Below are 14,663 nucleotides of genomic sequence, written 5' to 3' on the forward strand. Positions count from 1 at the left end.
TGCGTCAATGATGACGGGTCGCTCCAATCAGAAGGTTCCGGCAGCGCCGCTGCCGGAACCTTCCCGGGAGGAACTCGCGGAAAACCGCGAGGATCAGGATTTATTTCGGGTAACCCGCCTTCTTCATGTCGCGTTCGACCTGCTTCTGGGCGCTGTCGAGGGCGGCAGCGACCGTTTGCTGGCCGGACAAGGCGGCGGCGACCTGCTGGCCGACGAGCGTGCCGATGCCCTGGAACTCAGGAATGGCGACGAACTGGACGCCGGTGTAGGGAACCGGATCCTTGGTCGGCTTTGCCGGGTCGGCGGAAAGGATGGCCTTCAGCACGGTATCGGCAAAGGGGGCGGCCTTCTGATATTCCGGAAGCGCGTAGGTCGACTTGCGCGTGCCGGGCGGCACGGCCACCCATCCCTCCGTCTCACCAACCTTCTTGACGTAGTCCTTTGAGGTCGCCCATTTCAGGAAGGATTTGGCGGCGTCGAGCTTCTTCGACGTGGCCGGAATTGCCAGGTTCCAGGACCAAGACCAACTCGATCCGTTTGCCGTGACGGCAATGGGTGCGCGGGTAAAGGCGATCTTGTCGGCGACCTTGCTCTGTTTCGGATCGTAGACGCGGCCGGCGGCCGACGTCGCATCGATCCACATCGCGCAATGGCCGGTTGAAAACAGCGCCTGGTTTTCGTTGAAGCCGTTGGCAGTCGCGCCGGGAGGACCATATTTGGTCATCAGGGCGACATAGTCGGTGATCGCCTTCTTCCAGGGCTCGGAATTGATCTGCGGCTTCCAGTCCATGTCGAACCAGCGCCCACCATAGGCGTTGATCATGGTTCCCAGGAAAGCCATGTTCTCGCCCCAGCCCGGTTTGCCGCGCAGGCAGATGCCGTATTGTTCCTTCGCCTTGTCTGTCAGCTTGGCCGCATATTCCTTGATCTGGTCATAGGTCGGTTCGTCGGGCATCTTGATGCCGGCCGCATCGAAGAGGTCCTTGCGGTAAAGCGTGAATGAGCTTTCGGTATAGAAGGGCACCGCGTAGAGCTTGCCGTCGACGGTCAGCCCGGCCTTGATCGGGGCGAGCAGGTCATCATAGTCATAATCGGCGCCGAGGTCGCCGACGGGAGCCAGCCAACCCTGCTTGCCCCAGATCGGCGCTTCATAACCGCCGATGGTGATGATGTCGTATTGGCCGCTCTTCGTCGCGATGTCGGTCGTGACCTTCTGGCGCAGGACGTTTTCTTCCAGCACCACCCAGTTCACCTTGTTGCCGGTCTCCTTTTCCCATTCCGGCGACAATTTTTGCATGATGATCATGTCGCCATTGTTGACAGTGGCGATCGTCAGCTCCTCGGCGTCCGCCATTCCGGCCGCCAATGCGAGGCAGGCGACGGACGCAGACAGAATGCAAATGATCTTGCTCATGGTCTCCGCTCCTCCTTTACGGATGTTCACGCATAAAATTACATGCGTAAACTTTAATCTGTCATCCCGACGAAGTTTGTCAAGGACGTTTTCACGACAGATTTGGACAGCTTTCCTGTCGTAATTGCAAGTTTGATGCACTTGCCTTGCCAATAACGTTGATATTGCGATGCGGTGCAACGTGAAGATCGGCGCCGCGATGCAACAAAAAATTATCACGCGTAAAATTATTCTTGACTGGTTTCGGCAGGCAAGGTACGGCCGGAGAAAGTCGCGTTTTATGAACTGTGCGGAGTGCGGAGGACGCTTTTCGCATAAGGAGATTGCAGATGCCATTCCCTCTGAGGGCACTTGCGCCGGAAGCGCTTGGCCCAACGGTCACGGTCGGTGAGATCCTGGTAGAGATCATGGCGACGACGGTGGGAGCCGGGTTCCGCGAGCCGCAGGCCCTGACCGGACCTTATCCCAGTGGAGCGCCGGCTATTTTTATCGATCAGGTCGCCCGCATGGGCGGTGCGGCCGGCATCGTCGCCAGCGTCGGCAATGACGATTTCGGCCGGCTGAACGTCGATCGCCTGCGGCAGGACGGCGTCGACGTCTCCGCCATCGCGGTGAGCGAGGACTGGCCGACGGGCAGCGCCTTCGTCCGCTACCGGCCGGATGGTGCTCGCGACTTCGTCTTCAACATCGCCAGATCCGCTGCCGGCCAGGTAGGCCTGACGCCCGCGGCCAAAGACCTTATCGGGCGAGCCGGGCATGTGCACGTCATGGGAACAGCCCTTTCCATTCCCGGCGCCCGCGAGGTGATCCTTTATGCCATCGAAACGGTGCGTGCCCGTGGCGGATCGATCTCCTTCGATCCCAATCTCCGTAAGGAGTTGCTGACGGACGACGGCGCTCTGGACAGCTTCAATCAGGTGCTCGGCGCAGCGGATCTGCTGCTGCCCTCCGGCGAGGAGCTTTTCACCGCCGCCGGGCTGAACGACGAGGCCGAGGCTGTCGCCAGCCTCCTGGAGAGCGGCATCGGAGAGATCGTCCTGAAGCGAGGCGAACAGGGTGCGTCTTTCTTCGGCCGTGACCGTCAGCGCATTGATTGCGTCGCTTTCGCGGTCACCGAGGTCGACCCGACCGGCGCCGGCGACTGTTTCGGCGCGGCCTATCTCACCTGCCGCCGCAAGGGCATGACACCGGATGCCGCGCTCCTTCATGCCAATGCCGCCGGAGCCCGGAACGTGACCCGGCTCGGCCCGATGGAAGGCGTCTCGACCCTTGCCGAACTGGCGGTCTTCATCGCCGAAACCCGGAGGAGATAGGCGATGGATCGGATATTGACCCGTCTTGCCGTCGCGCGGCGCGAAGGAGCGCCCTTTGGCATTACCTCCGTCTGCTCTGCCCATCCCCTCGTTCTCAGGGCCGCAATCCGGCGGGCCGTACGAGATGGTGGACCGATGCTGATCGAGGCGACCTGCAACCAGGTCAACCATCTCGGTGGCTATACCGGCATGACGCCCGAGGCTTTCATCCGCTTCGTTGAGCGCGTGGCGGCCGAGGAAGGGCTCGATCGCTCGCAGATGATCTTCGGCGGCGATCACCTCGGCCCCAATCCCTGGCGAAAGGATGCGCCGGAGGCCGCGCTTGAGAAGGCTAAAGCCATGGTCGCGGCCTATGTGAGGGCTGGGTTCACCAAGATCCATCTCGACGCCTCGATGGGCTGCGCCGGCGAGCCGGCCGCTCTCGACGACAGGACGATCGCCGAGCGTGCCGCAAGGCTTGCTGAGGTCAGCGAAAGGACGGCAAAGGCGATCGGCGCACCGCTGCCGCTCTACATCCTCGGCACCGAGGTTCCGGTGCCGGGCGGCGCCGACCATGCGCTCGAAGAACTCCGACCGACCGCGCCGGAAGCCGCCCGGGCGACAATCGCCATTCATCGCGAAATCTTTTCGCGGGCTGGATTGGAGGACGCCTTTTCGCGCGTCATCGCCTTCGTTGTTCAGCCGGGCGTCGAGTTCGGCAGTGAAAACGTCATCGGTTACAGGCCCGAGCTCGCAAGGGAATTGTCTGCGCTTCTCGACGAGGAGCCGCAATTCGTCTTCGAAGCCCATTCCACGGACTACCAGACGCGCGCCGCGCTTACGGGACTTGTGAAGGACGGCTTTCCAATCCTGAAGGTCGGCCCCAGCATGACCTTTGCGCTGCGCGAGGCGGCCTATGCGCTCGATATGATCGCCTCTGAGATGGTTCCCAATTACGGCGACAGGCCTCTGGCGGCAACGATGGAAGCGCTAATGCTGGCCGCACCCGGCGACTGGCAGGCGCATTATCACGGTGATGCCACGGCCCTGCACCTGCAACGGCACTACAGTTACAGCGACCGCATCCGCTATTACTGGAACAGGCCCGAAGCCGACCGGGCTTTCCAGACCATGCTCGGCGCGCTGCGTGGCAAGACAATGCCGGAAACGCTGCTTCATCAATTTCTGCCGCAGCTTTCAGCGGCTGAAGCCGGCGATCCCGAGACTATCCTGATCTCAGCGGTCGATCGCGTCCTTGCCGATTACCAGAGCGCCTGCGGCACCCTGTCCTGAGCAACGTCGTCAAGGCAAGCGGATCAATTTTTGGGCTCCATCGCTGTCAAGGTAGCCTGTCCGATAACATCCGCGATGCGTTCGGAGAGTACCGGGTCGGAAACGGCGCGCGCGAGGGTAACGCCGCCGCTCAGCATGGCGAGTAGCAGGATCGCTCGATCCTCCCGCTGTGTTTCGGATTGCTCCTCTATCGTACGCTCCTGCAGGCCGGTTGCGACTTCCTCGACGAGGCGTTTGATCTCTACCGTATAGGCGCTTCGCGTTTCATCGTCCGCGCGCATCACATCGGGGGAAAGGCTCGGCAGAGCGCAGCTCTCACCCAGTTCGCAGGTTCTTTTATAGCCGAGATAGTAGCCGACGAACGTCGTCAGCCAGTCTTTCGGTTGGTTGATTTTCAGCGCCGAAATTCCCTGCCGCAGCTCTTCGAGACCCGTCAGCACGGCCGTGCGGAAGGCTTCGCCCTTCGACTTGAAGTGTCCGTAGAAGGCGCCGTTGGTCACGCCCGCCGCCTTGGTCAATGCGTCAATACCGGCGCCGCCGTAGCCTTCCTTTCTGAAAACCTGTCCCGCCGCCGCGATCACTCGCGTTCGGGTCTCTTGTTTGTGTTCGGCACTGTAACGCATGAATACCTCATTTGGAGTGATCGCTCTTTATGGCTTGCTAAGAGAGCGATCGATGTGTATGCATAAAGAGTGATCGGTATATATCAGAAACGGTCACGATCCGAAACAGGGAGACATGTGATGCCCATCACACTTACGGTACCGGAAGGTCTGCTCTCGCAGCAGGCACAGACGCAAGCCTTTGCCGGACTGACGGACGCGTTGCTTGATACCGCCGATTTGACCGGCAATGCTTTCATGACGGCCAATATTATAGGCACCATCAACGTGCTGCCGCGCGAGCATGTGCTTGCGGGGGGGAAGCCGGTCGCCGCAGCGTTCATCGAACTCAGGCTGCCCGAGATCGCGCTGGCGAGCGCCGAAGCCAAACAGGCCTTCTTTGAAAAAGCAACAGATGTCCTCGAACGGGCCGCGGAGGGCCGGCTCAAACGCGAACACATATGGTCCAACATCGTCTATGCGCCTGAGGGGGCCTGGGGTATCGCCGGCCGCAGCTATAACAACGCCGAGCTTGTTGGCGCCATCCAGGGTGCGGTTGCCGTCTCGTAACGATCGGGGCGCACGCGCGGAAATCTCGGACCTGATGCAAGACCGGGCCGGCGACAGCAATGAGTCGCGGTCCGGCGCTACGACGGAGCCAAGCCATGCAGCTTGCCAACTATCTCTTCTTTTCCACCGGCTGCGAGGAGGCTCTTGCCTTCTATGCCAAATGCGGGCTTGGCCGTGTCACGGAATTGAAGCGGCACGGCGCAGACGGAATGCCCGTTGCCAGCGAAGCCATGCAGGGCAAGGTGATGCATGCCCGCTTCGAAGGACCTGGTATTCTCTTCTTCGCCTCGGACAATCACGATGCCGAGCCGATGCGCGGCTCCGCCCATATGCTGATCATGGATGACCGTGACAGCACCGACAGGCTTTTCGCCCGGCTGGCCGAAGGCGGCGAGATAACGACACCGCTCGCGGTGCAGCCATGGGGAAGCTATTACGGCAAGTTCACCGATCGCTTTGGTGTTCAATGGATGCTCGATTGCCTGGCGTGAGCATGTGCCGCCCATGCGCAAGTGGAAGACGATAGCTGGTACCCGCGTGTCACCGCGTCGTATAACCGCCATCGATGACCAACACTTCGCCGGTGACGTAGCTTGCCGCCGCCGAGCAGAGGAACAAGGCAGCACTCGCTACCTCTTCCGGCTGCCCGACGCGCCCCATCGGGGTCATGCTGCGCCAGGTCGGAAACCAGTCGGGATTTTCAATGCCGCCGCGCGACAGATCGGTTTCGATATAGCCGGGAGCGATGGCGTTGACGCGGATATTTTCAGCGGCAACCTCGCTTGCCAGGCTCTTCGTCATCATGTGAACCGCCGCCTTCGAGGTGTTATAGGCGACCTGGTTCTGCGGAATGTTGGAAACGATGCCCGACATCGAGCCGATGTTCAGGATGACACCGCCGCCCTGGCGCCGCATGGGGGCGAGTGCTGCGCGGCAGGCGCGGAAGACGGCATCGACGTTGACGGTCATGATCTCGCGCCAGATCGCATCGGAAAATTCGCCGCTGTCGCCATGAACGGCGATGCCGGCATTGTTGACGAGGATGTCGAGCCGGCCCCCCCGCGAAAGGGCTTCGGTGACGAGTTCGTCGGCGGCGCTTTCCTTCATGAGGTCGGCGGCGAGGAAATCGCAATCGATACCGGCCTCGGAAAGCCGGTCTTCCGCCGCTCCATTGCGCGTTCGTCCCGTGATGACGACCTTGGCACCCGCTTCGCCGAGCGCCTCGGCAATGGCAAGCCCGATGCCGCGCGTGCCGCCCGTCACCAGCGCCACTTGTCCGTCGAGGCGAAATCTGTCGAAGATCATGTCCGTTTCCTCCAGAGCGATTGTTCGTCAGATGTCTGTGCTTTGCGGCAGGATGACGAGATCGCGGATCGTGACGTTGCGTGGGCGCGTCAGCATGAAGAGCACCGCTTCGGCCACTTCCTTCGGCTCCATCAGGCCACCTGCAGCAAGCGCCTCATCGAGCTTCTCTTGTGGCCAATCGCTGAGAAGGGCCGTCACGACGGGGCCGGGCGCGATGGCGCCGACGCGCAATCCATGTTTTGCCACCTGCCGCCTCAGCGTATGGACGAAAGCCTGCACCGCATGTTTGGAGGCTGTGTAGATCGGCTCCCAGACGACAGGAACCATGCCGGCCACAGAGCTCGTCAGGATGATATCCCCGGTCTTGCGTTCCACCATGTGCGGCAGGACCGCGTGCACCGAACGGAATGCGGCATTGATGTTCAGGTTGAGCATCCTGTCCCAGGCGTCGGGATCGCCGTCGAGCACCTCGCCGCCGACATAGGAGCCGGCATTGGCGTGGAAGATGTCGAGCTGGCCTGCCTTGTCCAGAATCTCAGGCATCATTCGCGCCACGCTTTTCGGGTCGGTGAGATCGATGACCAGCGGAATGGCATTGGCCCCGAGCGTCGCGCAGATTTCCTTCAAGCCTTCTTCGTTGCGGTCGACCAGCACGACCCGGGCGCCGGCAGCAAGCAAGGCTTTGGCGCATTCCAGGCCGATACCTGACGCCGCTCCGGTGACAGCCGCGACTTTTCCAGACAGATCCTGTCCCATTTTCTTCCTCTGCTTTTCTATGGTTTAGGCCCTGCCGTGCGAGATCCGCGATCGGCGTGCCAGCGAGTCGACGATGACGGCGACGGCAAGAACGGCGCCGGTAATCATGTATCGAAGCGATGATGACAGATCGAGAAGCGTCAGCCCGCTGGCAATCGACTGAATGACGATGATGCCGAGAAGGGCCGAATAGGCGCTGCCGCGCCCGCCGAACAGGCTCGTGCCGCCGATAACCGCCGCGGCGATGGCATTGAGATTGACGTCGCCCGTACCGGCCTGCTGGCTTGCAGTGGCGAGCCGAGCAGCCGAAAGCACACCGCCGGTTGCCGCAAGCAGGGCGCACATGACGAAGGCGCTCGCATAGATGCGCGACACGTTGATGCCCGAGCGGCGGGCCGCCTCCCGGTTGCCGCCGACGGCATGCATCGAGCGTCCCCATTTCGTGCGCGTCAGCGCATAGTTCATCGCGGCGACGAGCCCGACGAAAAGGCCGAACATCCAGGGAATGCCGCGCGACTGGTTGAGATAAAACGCCACCGCCTCCAGCGCGACGGTGATGATGACGGCACGCAGAAGCAGTCCGCCGACCGATTTCGACGAGAGGCCGGCAGCCCGCCGACGCGCCGCCGTTCGGTAGCTGGAGAAAAAGATGGTAATGCCGGCAAACGCCACCAGGGCATAGGCGACAGGGTCCGGCATGACCATGATCTGCCCGAAATTTACGAGCCAGGAGCCGTAGGTCAGATTGATCGAACCGGTCGATCCGAGGATATAGAGCTGCAGGCCGAGAACGGCGAGAAGTCCCGACAGGGTGGAGACGAAGCTCGGCATGCCGAAGCGGTTGAAGAGGAAGGCATAGAGCGAGCCGATCAAGGCGCCGACGGCCATGGCGGCGAAGATGGCAAGCACCACCGGCCAGCCCTGGTTGATCCAGAAGACGCCGACCAGCGCCGAGGCGAAGCCGCTGACGGAGCCGACGGAAAGGTCGATCTCGCCGACCATCAGGATGCAGACGATTCCGAGGGAGATGACGCCGACCGTCGAACAGTCGAACAGCATGTTGACGAGGTTGGCGCTGGAGAGAAACACCGGATTGAGCGCCTGGAACACCGTCCAGATGATCGCCAGGCCGACGATGACAGGCAGCGAGCCAAGGTCGCCGGCACGGATGCGGTCCCAGAAGGCGCGGACCCACCCGGCGAGGCTGTCGTCATGGCGGACTCTTTCGTCACGCCGGTCGAGGAGCGCGGGTGCTGCAGGTTCATTCTGCATGGTCTTCATCATGGCCTGCCCTCCTCATTCTCTCGGCTTTGCCCCTTGCGGCGCATGGCGCGGCGGGAGACGGAATTGTTGGATGCGCCGGTGATCGCGCTGACGAGCTCTTCGTTGGATGCATCGGGCATGAAGGTGCCGTTGTTGCGTCCGAGCCGCAGGACGACGATGCGGTCGGCAACGGCGCGCACATCCTCCATATTATGGCTGATCATGATAACGCCGAGGCCGCGCTCGCGCACGCGCTCGATCAGATCCAGCACCTCGGCGGTCTGGGCGACGCCCAGCGCTGCCGTGGGTTCATCGAGCATGATCAATTTCGGCTCGAGCAGCAGTGACCTGGCAATCGCTACCGTCTGGCGCTGCCCGCCGGAAAGCGAGGCGACGGGCTCGCGCACGCTTGGGATCCGGGCGGAAAGCTCGCTCAGCAGTTTCCATGCGCGGATCTCCATGGCGACCTCATCGAGCTGGAAGGGATTGAGCTCCTTGCCGAGAAAGATATTGGCGACGACGTCGAGATTTTCGCAGAGTGCCAAATCCTGGAAGACGGTCGCGATACCGAGATCGAGCGCAGTACTCGGGCTCGACAGGTTCGCCGGCTTTCCTTCAAAAACGATCGTGCCGGAGCTCGGCTGATGCACGCCGGCCAGGATCTTGACCAGTGTCGATTTGCCGGCGCCGTTGTCGCCGACGAGCGCCACAACCTCGCCGGCATGCACATCGAGCTCGATATCGGTGAGCGCCGACACCGCCCCGAAGTTCTTCGATATGCCGTGCAGGCTGAGGACAGGCTGACGGGAGGGGTCAAGAAGATGAGAGGTGTCAGACATCGCCTGGCCTTTCGGAAAAAGCGAAAAACGGAAGCGCGACTGGTGGCCGGCCGCGCCTTCCCTTGCGGACTACTTGAGGATGCCGAGCTTCTTGCAGCCGTCGGCGTAACGGCCGGTGCACAGCTCCTCGGCAGTGTTGATCTTCTTGTCGATGATCTCGGCCTTGAGGTTTTCGGCAGTGACGACGGCGGGCACGAAGAGTTGCGCGGGCGTGTCGTAGAGGGTCATCTCGGCCTTGATCGTTTCTCCCGCGAGCAGCTTCACTGCAACGTCGGCAGCGGCGGCGGCAACGATTTCGCTCGGCTTGGAGATCGTATTGTACTGATCCCCTGATATGATGAGCTGCAGTGCTGCGATCGTGGCATCATTGCCAGTCACCGGCGGCACGGGGTCGACACCCGCCGCCTTGAAGGCTGCGATGGCGCCGCCACCGGTGCCGTCGTTGGCGGCGACAACACCGACGATCTGCTTGCTGAAGCGCGTGATCTGGCCGGCTGCCCATTGCTGTGCATTCGCCGGCTGCCAGTTCGGCGTGTCGAATTCGGCAAGCGTCTTATATCCGCCGCTCGCCAGGCCCTCGTGAATGCCGTCCTTGATCAGCCCGGCAGCCGCATCGGTCGGCGACCCGTTGATCTGCAGGATGCCGCCGCCATCGGTCGGCACCTTCCGCGCTTTCAGATGCTGGACGAGCGATTCCGCGATCGCCTTGCCGATCGCTTTGTTGTCGAAGGAGACATAGAAATCTGCCTTGCCTTTCGGGATCGGACGATCATAGGCGATAACCTTGACGCCCTGGCTCTGAGCGAGCTGGACGAGAGACGCGGCCGCCGCCGAATCCACCGGATCGAGCACGATGACTTTCGCACCCTGGGTAATTGCCGAATTGAACTGCTGCTGCTGTTTGGCGATGTCGGCATCGGCATTCTGATAGATGACCTTGCACGACGCGCAGAGCTTCTTCATTTCCGCGACGAAACCGGGATGGTCATGTTCTTCGTAACGCGTCGAGCCCTGGTCGGGCATGAGGAATGCGACCGTTGCATCGGCAACGGCGCTTTGTGCAAAGGCGGACGTGCCGCCCAGCAGGGACAGGACAAGTGCCGCGGCGCCTGCCGTCTTTGTCGAGAACTTCATCATTTTCATCTCCTCCCGTTGGAAAAAATCGTGTAGCTTCGTGATGCAGTGTTCTGCTGTGGCCGTTCAGCTGAATGAACGGTCGCGCCTGTCCCGGCGGTTTGCGTTTCTTGAGGACAAGCGTTTCCCCTCGCGAGCCGCCTGTTGCGCGCTCACGTTCAAAGTCAGTGTCGCTTTCGTTCCTCCTCCTTGTCCTCCCTATCGCCGTCTTCGGCGCATTGTTACTTCGTATCCTTGAAACCCTGTTCGTTCGGCTTGCTTAGGCCGCCTTCGCCACGTCGATGTTGTCACCCAACAATCGGCGGAAGCGGGACGGTGTCATGCCTTTCTCCGCGAGAAATTGCCGGTTGAAGTTGGACAGGTTGTTGAAGCCGACCTCGAAGCAGATATCGGTGATCGATGCGTGGTCGTCGCTCATCAGGATCTGGCAGGCGAGATTGATGCGCAGGCGTTTGACATATTGCACGAGCGACATGCCGGTATGGCGGCGGAAGCCGCGCGAAAAGGCGCCTGTGGATTGTCCTGCAATCGCCGCGAGATCGGCTTCGTCGAAGGATTTCGTCAGGTTTTCCCGGATATAAGCGAGCGCCTTGTTGATGCCGGCCGACATGTAGCCCGAGGGATCGGGCAGATAGCTCGGGCTGGCGAGAAGCTGCGCATCCCCTGCCCGGCTGAGCAGGCCGATCATCATCATGAAGAGCTCGATGCGCCGCACGCCCTGGGCCTGCTGCACCTCGTTCATCAGCGGCGCAACCTGCCGGCTGGTGTCAGTGCCGAAGAGCACGCCGCGACGGGAGGCTTCGAGAACCTGTTCGAACGGGCCGAGCTCGGCCAGCACCTTCATCGTGTCGCTGATGAAATTCTCGCTGAACTGGATGAGCTGGCATCGAAGCGGGATGCTCGATCCCTTCGGGACATCGCTAATCCAGTTGTGCGGAAGATTGGGGCCGGCAAGCACGAGATTGCCGGGTTCGAACTCGCCGATGAAGTCGCCGACGAAATACCGTCCCGTCGTCGCGACGACGAGATGAAGTTCGTATTCGGGGTGAAAATGCCAGCGGACCGTATGGTAGGGATAGCCATGCGCCTTCGTTGCGAACGATTCGCCGGGCCTGATCTGAACGACTTCCAAGTCAGGTTCCATTGTTCCTCCTCCGAGGGCGGTTCCAAGCCCGCCCGCCAAATTCCCGTTTTGGCTTATTGTTGTGGGGAGTGTAGTGGGCTTGTTTCATGCCCGCCACCACGATTCCCCGTCCAAACCGATACTTTTTTGACAGTTGACGCCGTGCGGACGGTGGAAAGACGACAGCATCCGCCGCCAGACATCGCGCGGGAGGACGCGCGTCAGGCGGCCAAGGCTGCAATGACGTTTCTGACCAGCGCGGCCGAAGACAGCCTGCTCGTGGCGCAGCTCGGGGCGCCGATCGCGCCGACACGTATGGAAACGCCGCCGCGGGCATTGGCGGTCGCAAACATCGACTCGTCGGTCAGGTCGTCGCCGATGGTAATGGGATAACGATTCTTGAAGGGATCGGACTGGAAGAACCGCTCCAGCGCGTCGCCTTTGCTCGACCGGGCCGGGCGTAGCTCGAACACCATCTTGCCGAGTTGCAATGCCCAGTTCGATCCGGCGATCTCGGCATAGTAATGCATGCGCTCTTCGAGGACCTTTTCATATTCGGGCGCAAGCCGGTAATGGGCCGCAACGGCAGCGCCCTTGTCTTCGATCAAGACCCCAGGGTAGTGCTCGGCTTCGGCCGTCAGCGCATGTTTTAACGCCTGAAACTCGGGCGTCGCCTCGAGCGTGTGCAGTCCGGCAGCACTTCGGATCTCCGCGCCGTGAAGGCCTGCCGTCGGAAATGCAAAGGGCTTGAACAAGGTGTCGGCATAGGCAAGCGACCGTCCGGTGACCAGCGCCAAGGCGCCTCCGAGCTTGTTCGACAGGCGATGAAGCTGTCCGGGCAGCGCTTCGGGAACCTCGATCGCATCCGGCGTGGGTGCAAGATTGAGCAGCGTCCCGTCGATGTCGAGAAACATCGCCCAGCGGTCCGGCTCTTCCAAGACCAATGAAAGCATTTCCTGGGTAGCGGCGTCGTCCTGCACGGCATTCTCCAAACTCTGCAATCTTTGAAGCTAGGTCGCCGGGCGGCGAGGACAAGATGACCGTGAGCCGCCGGAACATCCAAAGGCAAGTCCGCGTTCTATCTGGCCCGGTTCGAGCACTCACACCGCAGAAAGTACATCGATGGCCAAAAGCAGTTCCAAGCACCGTGACGAGGTCAATGCTCCGTTGGCGCATGGCGCGACGGTTTTGCCGCTGGTGACGATCGACGACTACAATAATGAGCTGCGTGACAAGAACGGTTTCGTTGGCGACAACGCCAACAAGAAGACCTTCCTGCGGAAGCTCGACGATTGGAGAAAACGCGTCCGCAAGTTTGGAGATGACCCGATCGGCAAGGTTGCGACGGCTAAGCTTTCCAAGAAAAAGATCGAGGCTCTGCTCAATGGAGACGATATGGAAGCTGCCGCGCTTGTTATGGGCGCGGTGGAGGACTTCTCGCAGGACTTTGCCGAGGTGATTGGGGAGTTCCTCAAAGACGAGCGCTGGTCCAAGACGGAGCGTATCGTGGTTGGCGGCGGCTTCAGGCAAAGCCGCTTCGGGGAGCTGGCAATCGCCAGGACCATGGTTCTTCTCAAGGCGGCTGGCAACAATATCGAAATTGTGCCGATCGCTCACCATCCCGACGAAGCGGGGCTGGTAGGCTCTGTCCACCTGATGCCGCCCTGGATGTTCAAGGGTTATGAGGCCATGCTTGCCGTCGATATCGGCGGCACGAACGCCCGGGCCGGCATCGTTGAATTCGGAAAGGAAAAGGCGCCGAATTTTGCCGATGCGAGTGTTTGGGAATCGGCGATCTGGCGCCATGCCGATGACGAACCAAGCCGCAGCGCGACGATAGAGAAGCTGGCGGCAATGCTGCGGGACCTGATCGACAAGGCTGAAAAGGCCAGTCTGAAACCCGCTCCCATCATCGGGATCGCTTGTCCAGGCATTATCAAAGCCGATGGCTCGATCGAACGCGGCGGACAGAACCTGCCGGGTGGGAACTGGGAAAGCGATCGTTTCAACCTTCCCGCGGCGTTGATGAAGGCCATTCCGGAGATCGGCGACCACAGCACATTCGTGATGATGCACAACGATGCCGTCGTGCAGGGATTGTCACAGATCCCTTTCATGAAAGACGTCTCGAAATGGGCGGTGCTGACCATCGGCACGGGCTTGGGCAATGCCCACTTCACCAATCGCGAGGAAACGAAGGCGCGATAGCCGCTTACGCCCGCTTATTATAAACGCTCAGACGTGGATTGAGGCATTCCCCCTGAAGACCTGCCAAAAGCTCGGCCTGTCGTTCTGGCACTATCTTGGCGATCGGCTGGGTATCAGTGACGAAGATCATGCTGTTGCACCCCTCGCCTCCCTGGTTGCAGCACGCGCCTGAACGCTCTCGGCCCTTCGAGCACCCAGCTCGGTGTGAGACATGCTGATTGTGTCGGCATGGCCACCAAATCAGCCCCGCTTACTCTTGCGCGATGCCGAGGCGCGCTGGGCGTCTTATGGTAAACAGGAGGTAAACAAGAAAGAATTCCACAGACGGAAGTGAAGCGGCGGATAAGTTCCGATAGAGAAGGATCACTATTTGGGGAATAAACGTCACCGGCAGTTGATCGACGGCACCCGGTGATTGCCGTCCTACATATTCCTCAGGGCTCGATTCGCCTAGAAGCGTCTCCCAGTTTTTAACCTTTGATATGGCAACGGCGTTTCCATTGCTTAGCCGTTATAGAGGAAACTCCCTCCCCTCCCCTCCCCTCATCTCTTCTGCCCCCATCGAAAAGATGGTGATAACGCCGGCGGGCGGTTCTCGGCAGGCTCAAATTGCGTTTATCTTCGCAGCCTCACGCAAGTCATGCGCAGACGAAAGATGAGTCATGAACTTCAAGGGAATAAGCGCTCCGCTCAATGCCGGCCGTCTCGAACAGATGCTCGGCCTTGCTCCGTCACGACGCGATCCTGAACCCCACGACGCAAACGACAAACCCTCCGGCGGCGAGCCCGCGCGTGGGCTGGAAGCCGAGAGCCTGTACCGTCCGTCTGCCTATAAATGAGAAGCGGGGATTGCCTGTTGCGGTC

At 61.0% G+C, this 14,663-nt stretch carries 15 protein-coding genes; 6 read left to right on the forward strand and 9 right to left on the reverse strand.

What is annotated here, in order from left to right; translation table 11 throughout:
• Window positions 1-100: 100 nt before the first annotated feature.
• Window positions 101-1,414, reverse strand: coding sequence for an ABC transporter substrate-binding protein (locus EFB14_RS09875; RefSeq protein WP_164737511.1), 1,314 nt, complete (start codon window positions 1,412-1,414; stop codon window positions 101-103).
• A 329-nt stretch (window positions 1,415-1,743) separates the two neighbouring features.
• Between EFB14_RS09875 and EFB14_RS09880 the strand changes: the two genes are divergently transcribed.
• Window positions 1,744-2,727 (forward strand): tagatose kinase, encoded by a 984-nt coding sequence (locus EFB14_RS09880; RefSeq protein ID WP_126824847.1) that lies wholly within the window; start codon window positions 1,744-1,746, stop codon window positions 2,725-2,727.
• Between the two features lie 3 nt (window positions 2,728-2,730).
• Window positions 2,731-3,999 carry a D-tagatose-bisphosphate aldolase, class II, non-catalytic subunit gene (locus EFB14_RS09885; RefSeq protein ID WP_126824850.1) on the forward strand — a complete coding sequence of 423 codons (1,269 nt, stop codon included), beginning with the start codon at window positions 2,731-2,733 and terminating at the stop codon, window positions 3,997-3,999.
• Window positions 4,000-4,022: 23 nt separating this feature from the next.
• Here the strand turns inward: EFB14_RS09885 and EFB14_RS09890 are convergent, their stop codons facing one another.
• Window positions 4,023-4,622 carry a TetR/AcrR family transcriptional regulator gene (locus EFB14_RS09890; RefSeq protein ID WP_125843168.1) on the reverse strand — a complete coding sequence of 200 codons (600 nt, stop codon included), beginning with the start codon at window positions 4,620-4,622 and terminating at the stop codon, window positions 4,023-4,025.
• A 120-nt stretch (window positions 4,623-4,742) separates the two neighbouring features.
• Here EFB14_RS09890 and EFB14_RS09895 point away from each other — a divergent pair, with 120 nt between their 5' ends.
• Window positions 4,743-5,171 (forward strand): tautomerase family protein, encoded by a 429-nt coding sequence (locus tag EFB14_RS09895; RefSeq protein ID WP_126824854.1) that lies wholly within the window; start codon window positions 4,743-4,745, stop codon window positions 5,169-5,171.
• Window positions 5,172-5,266: 95 nt separating this feature from the next.
• Window positions 5,267-5,662, forward strand: a complete 396-nt coding sequence (locus tag EFB14_RS09900) for a VOC family protein (protein ID WP_126824857.1) — start codon at window positions 5,267-5,269, stop codon at window positions 5,660-5,662.
• A 49-nt stretch (window positions 5,663-5,711) separates the two neighbouring features.
• On the opposite strand, the gene EFB14_RS09905 is transcribed toward EFB14_RS09900, so the two are convergent.
• The 7 genes from EFB14_RS09905 to otsB form a co-directional block, all read right to left on the reverse strand.
• Complete coding sequence (locus EFB14_RS09905) at window positions 5,712-6,476, reverse strand: SDR family NAD(P)-dependent oxidoreductase (RefSeq protein WP_126824860.1); 765 nt, start codon at window positions 6,474-6,476, stop codon at window positions 5,712-5,714.
• Between the two features lie 27 nt (window positions 6,477-6,503).
• Window positions 6,504-7,232 (reverse strand): SDR family oxidoreductase, encoded by a 729-nt coding sequence (locus EFB14_RS09910; protein WP_125843160.1) that lies wholly within the window; start codon window positions 7,230-7,232, stop codon window positions 6,504-6,506.
• 24 nt (window positions 7,233-7,256) lie between these two features.
• Window positions 7,257-8,516, reverse strand: coding sequence for a sugar ABC transporter permease (locus EFB14_RS09915; protein ID WP_126824863.1), 1,260 nt, complete (start codon window positions 8,514-8,516; stop codon window positions 7,257-7,259).
• Window positions 8,513-9,334 (reverse strand): ATP-binding cassette domain-containing protein, encoded by an 822-nt coding sequence (locus EFB14_RS09920; RefSeq protein ID WP_126824866.1) that lies wholly within the window; start codon window positions 9,332-9,334, stop codon window positions 8,513-8,515. The genes EFB14_RS09915 and EFB14_RS09920 overlap by 4 nt, the downstream gene beginning before the upstream one ends.
• Window positions 9,335-9,403: 69 nt before the next feature.
• Complete coding sequence (locus tag EFB14_RS09925) at window positions 9,404-10,477, reverse strand: ABC transporter substrate-binding protein (RefSeq protein ID WP_183604831.1); 1,074 nt, start codon at window positions 10,475-10,477, stop codon at window positions 9,404-9,406.
• Between the two features lie 250 nt (window positions 10,478-10,727).
• A complete protein-coding gene (locus EFB14_RS09930; RefSeq protein ID WP_125843155.1) occupies window positions 10,728-11,612 on the reverse strand; it encodes a helix-turn-helix domain-containing protein in 885 nt (294 codons plus the stop codon).
• A gap of 200 nt (window positions 11,613-11,812) precedes the next feature.
• Complete coding sequence (gene otsB / locus EFB14_RS09935) at window positions 11,813-12,592, reverse strand: trehalose-phosphatase (RefSeq protein WP_183604830.1); 780 nt, start codon at window positions 12,590-12,592, stop codon at window positions 11,813-11,815.
• 121 nt (window positions 12,593-12,713) lie between these two features.
• Between otsB and EFB14_RS09940 the strand changes: the two genes are divergently transcribed.
• A complete protein-coding gene (locus tag EFB14_RS09940) occupies window positions 12,714-13,799 on the forward strand; it encodes an ROK family protein (RefSeq protein ID WP_125843151.1) in 1,086 nt (361 codons plus the stop codon).
• A 662-nt stretch (window positions 13,800-14,461) separates the two neighbouring features.
• Window positions 14,462-14,638, forward strand: coding sequence for a hypothetical protein (locus EFB14_RS32850; RefSeq protein WP_164737512.1), 177 nt, complete (start codon window positions 14,462-14,464; stop codon window positions 14,636-14,638).
• Window positions 14,639-14,663 lie beyond the last annotated feature (25 nt).

This window comes from Rhizobium fabae, assembly GCF_003985135.1.
GTDB classification, from domain to species: domain Bacteria; phylum Pseudomonadota; class Alphaproteobacteria; order Rhizobiales; family Rhizobiaceae; genus Rhizobium; species Rhizobium pisi.

Bases quoted from the DNA above. Each gene is read 5' to 3' on its own strand.
- EFB14_RS32850 (WP_164737512.1), top strand. From the start codon at position 14,462: ATGAACTTCAAGGGAATAAGCGCTCCGCTCAATGCCGGCCGTCTCGAA.
- EFB14_RS09925 (WP_183604831.1), bottom strand. From the start codon at position 10,477: ATGAAAATGATGAAGTTCTCGACAAAGACGGCAGGCGCCGCGGCACTT.
- EFB14_RS09880 (WP_126824847.1), top strand. From the start codon at position 1,744: ATGCCATTCCCTCTGAGGGCACTTGCGCCGGAAGCGCTTGGCCCAACG.
- EFB14_RS09905 (WP_126824860.1), bottom strand. From the start codon at position 6,476: ATGATCTTCGACAGATTTCGCCTCGACGGACAAGTGGCGCTGGTGACG.
- EFB14_RS09895 (WP_126824854.1), top strand. From the start codon at position 4,743: ATGCCCATCACACTTACGGTACCGGAAGGTCTGCTCTCGCAGCAGGCA.
- EFB14_RS09885 (WP_126824850.1), top strand. From the start codon at position 2,731: ATGGATCGGATATTGACCCGTCTTGCCGTCGCGCGGCGCGAAGGAGCG.
- EFB14_RS09915 (WP_126824863.1), bottom strand. From the start codon at position 8,516: ATGATGAAGACCATGCAGAATGAACCTGCAGCACCCGCGCTCCTCGAC.
- EFB14_RS09940 (WP_125843151.1), top strand. From the start codon at position 12,714: ATGGCCAAAAGCAGTTCCAAGCACCGTGACGAGGTCAATGCTCCGTTG.
- EFB14_RS09900 (WP_126824857.1), top strand. From the start codon at position 5,267: ATGCAGCTTGCCAACTATCTCTTCTTTTCCACCGGCTGCGAGGAGGCT.
- EFB14_RS09910 (WP_125843160.1), bottom strand. From the start codon at position 7,232: ATGGGACAGGATCTGTCTGGAAAAGTCGCGGCTGTCACCGGAGCGGCG.
- EFB14_RS09930 (WP_125843155.1), bottom strand. From the start codon at position 11,612: ATGGAACCTGACTTGGAAGTCGTTCAGATCAGGCCCGGCGAATCGTTC.
- EFB14_RS09920 (WP_126824866.1), bottom strand. From the start codon at position 9,334: ATGTCTGACACCTCTCATCTTCTTGACCCCTCCCGTCAGCCTGTCCTC.
- EFB14_RS09890 (WP_125843168.1), bottom strand. From the start codon at position 4,622: ATGCGTTACAGTGCCGAACACAAACAAGAGACCCGAACGCGAGTGATC.
- EFB14_RS09875 (WP_164737511.1), bottom strand. From the start codon at position 1,414: ATGAGCAAGATCATTTGCATTCTGTCTGCGTCCGTCGCCTGCCTCGCA.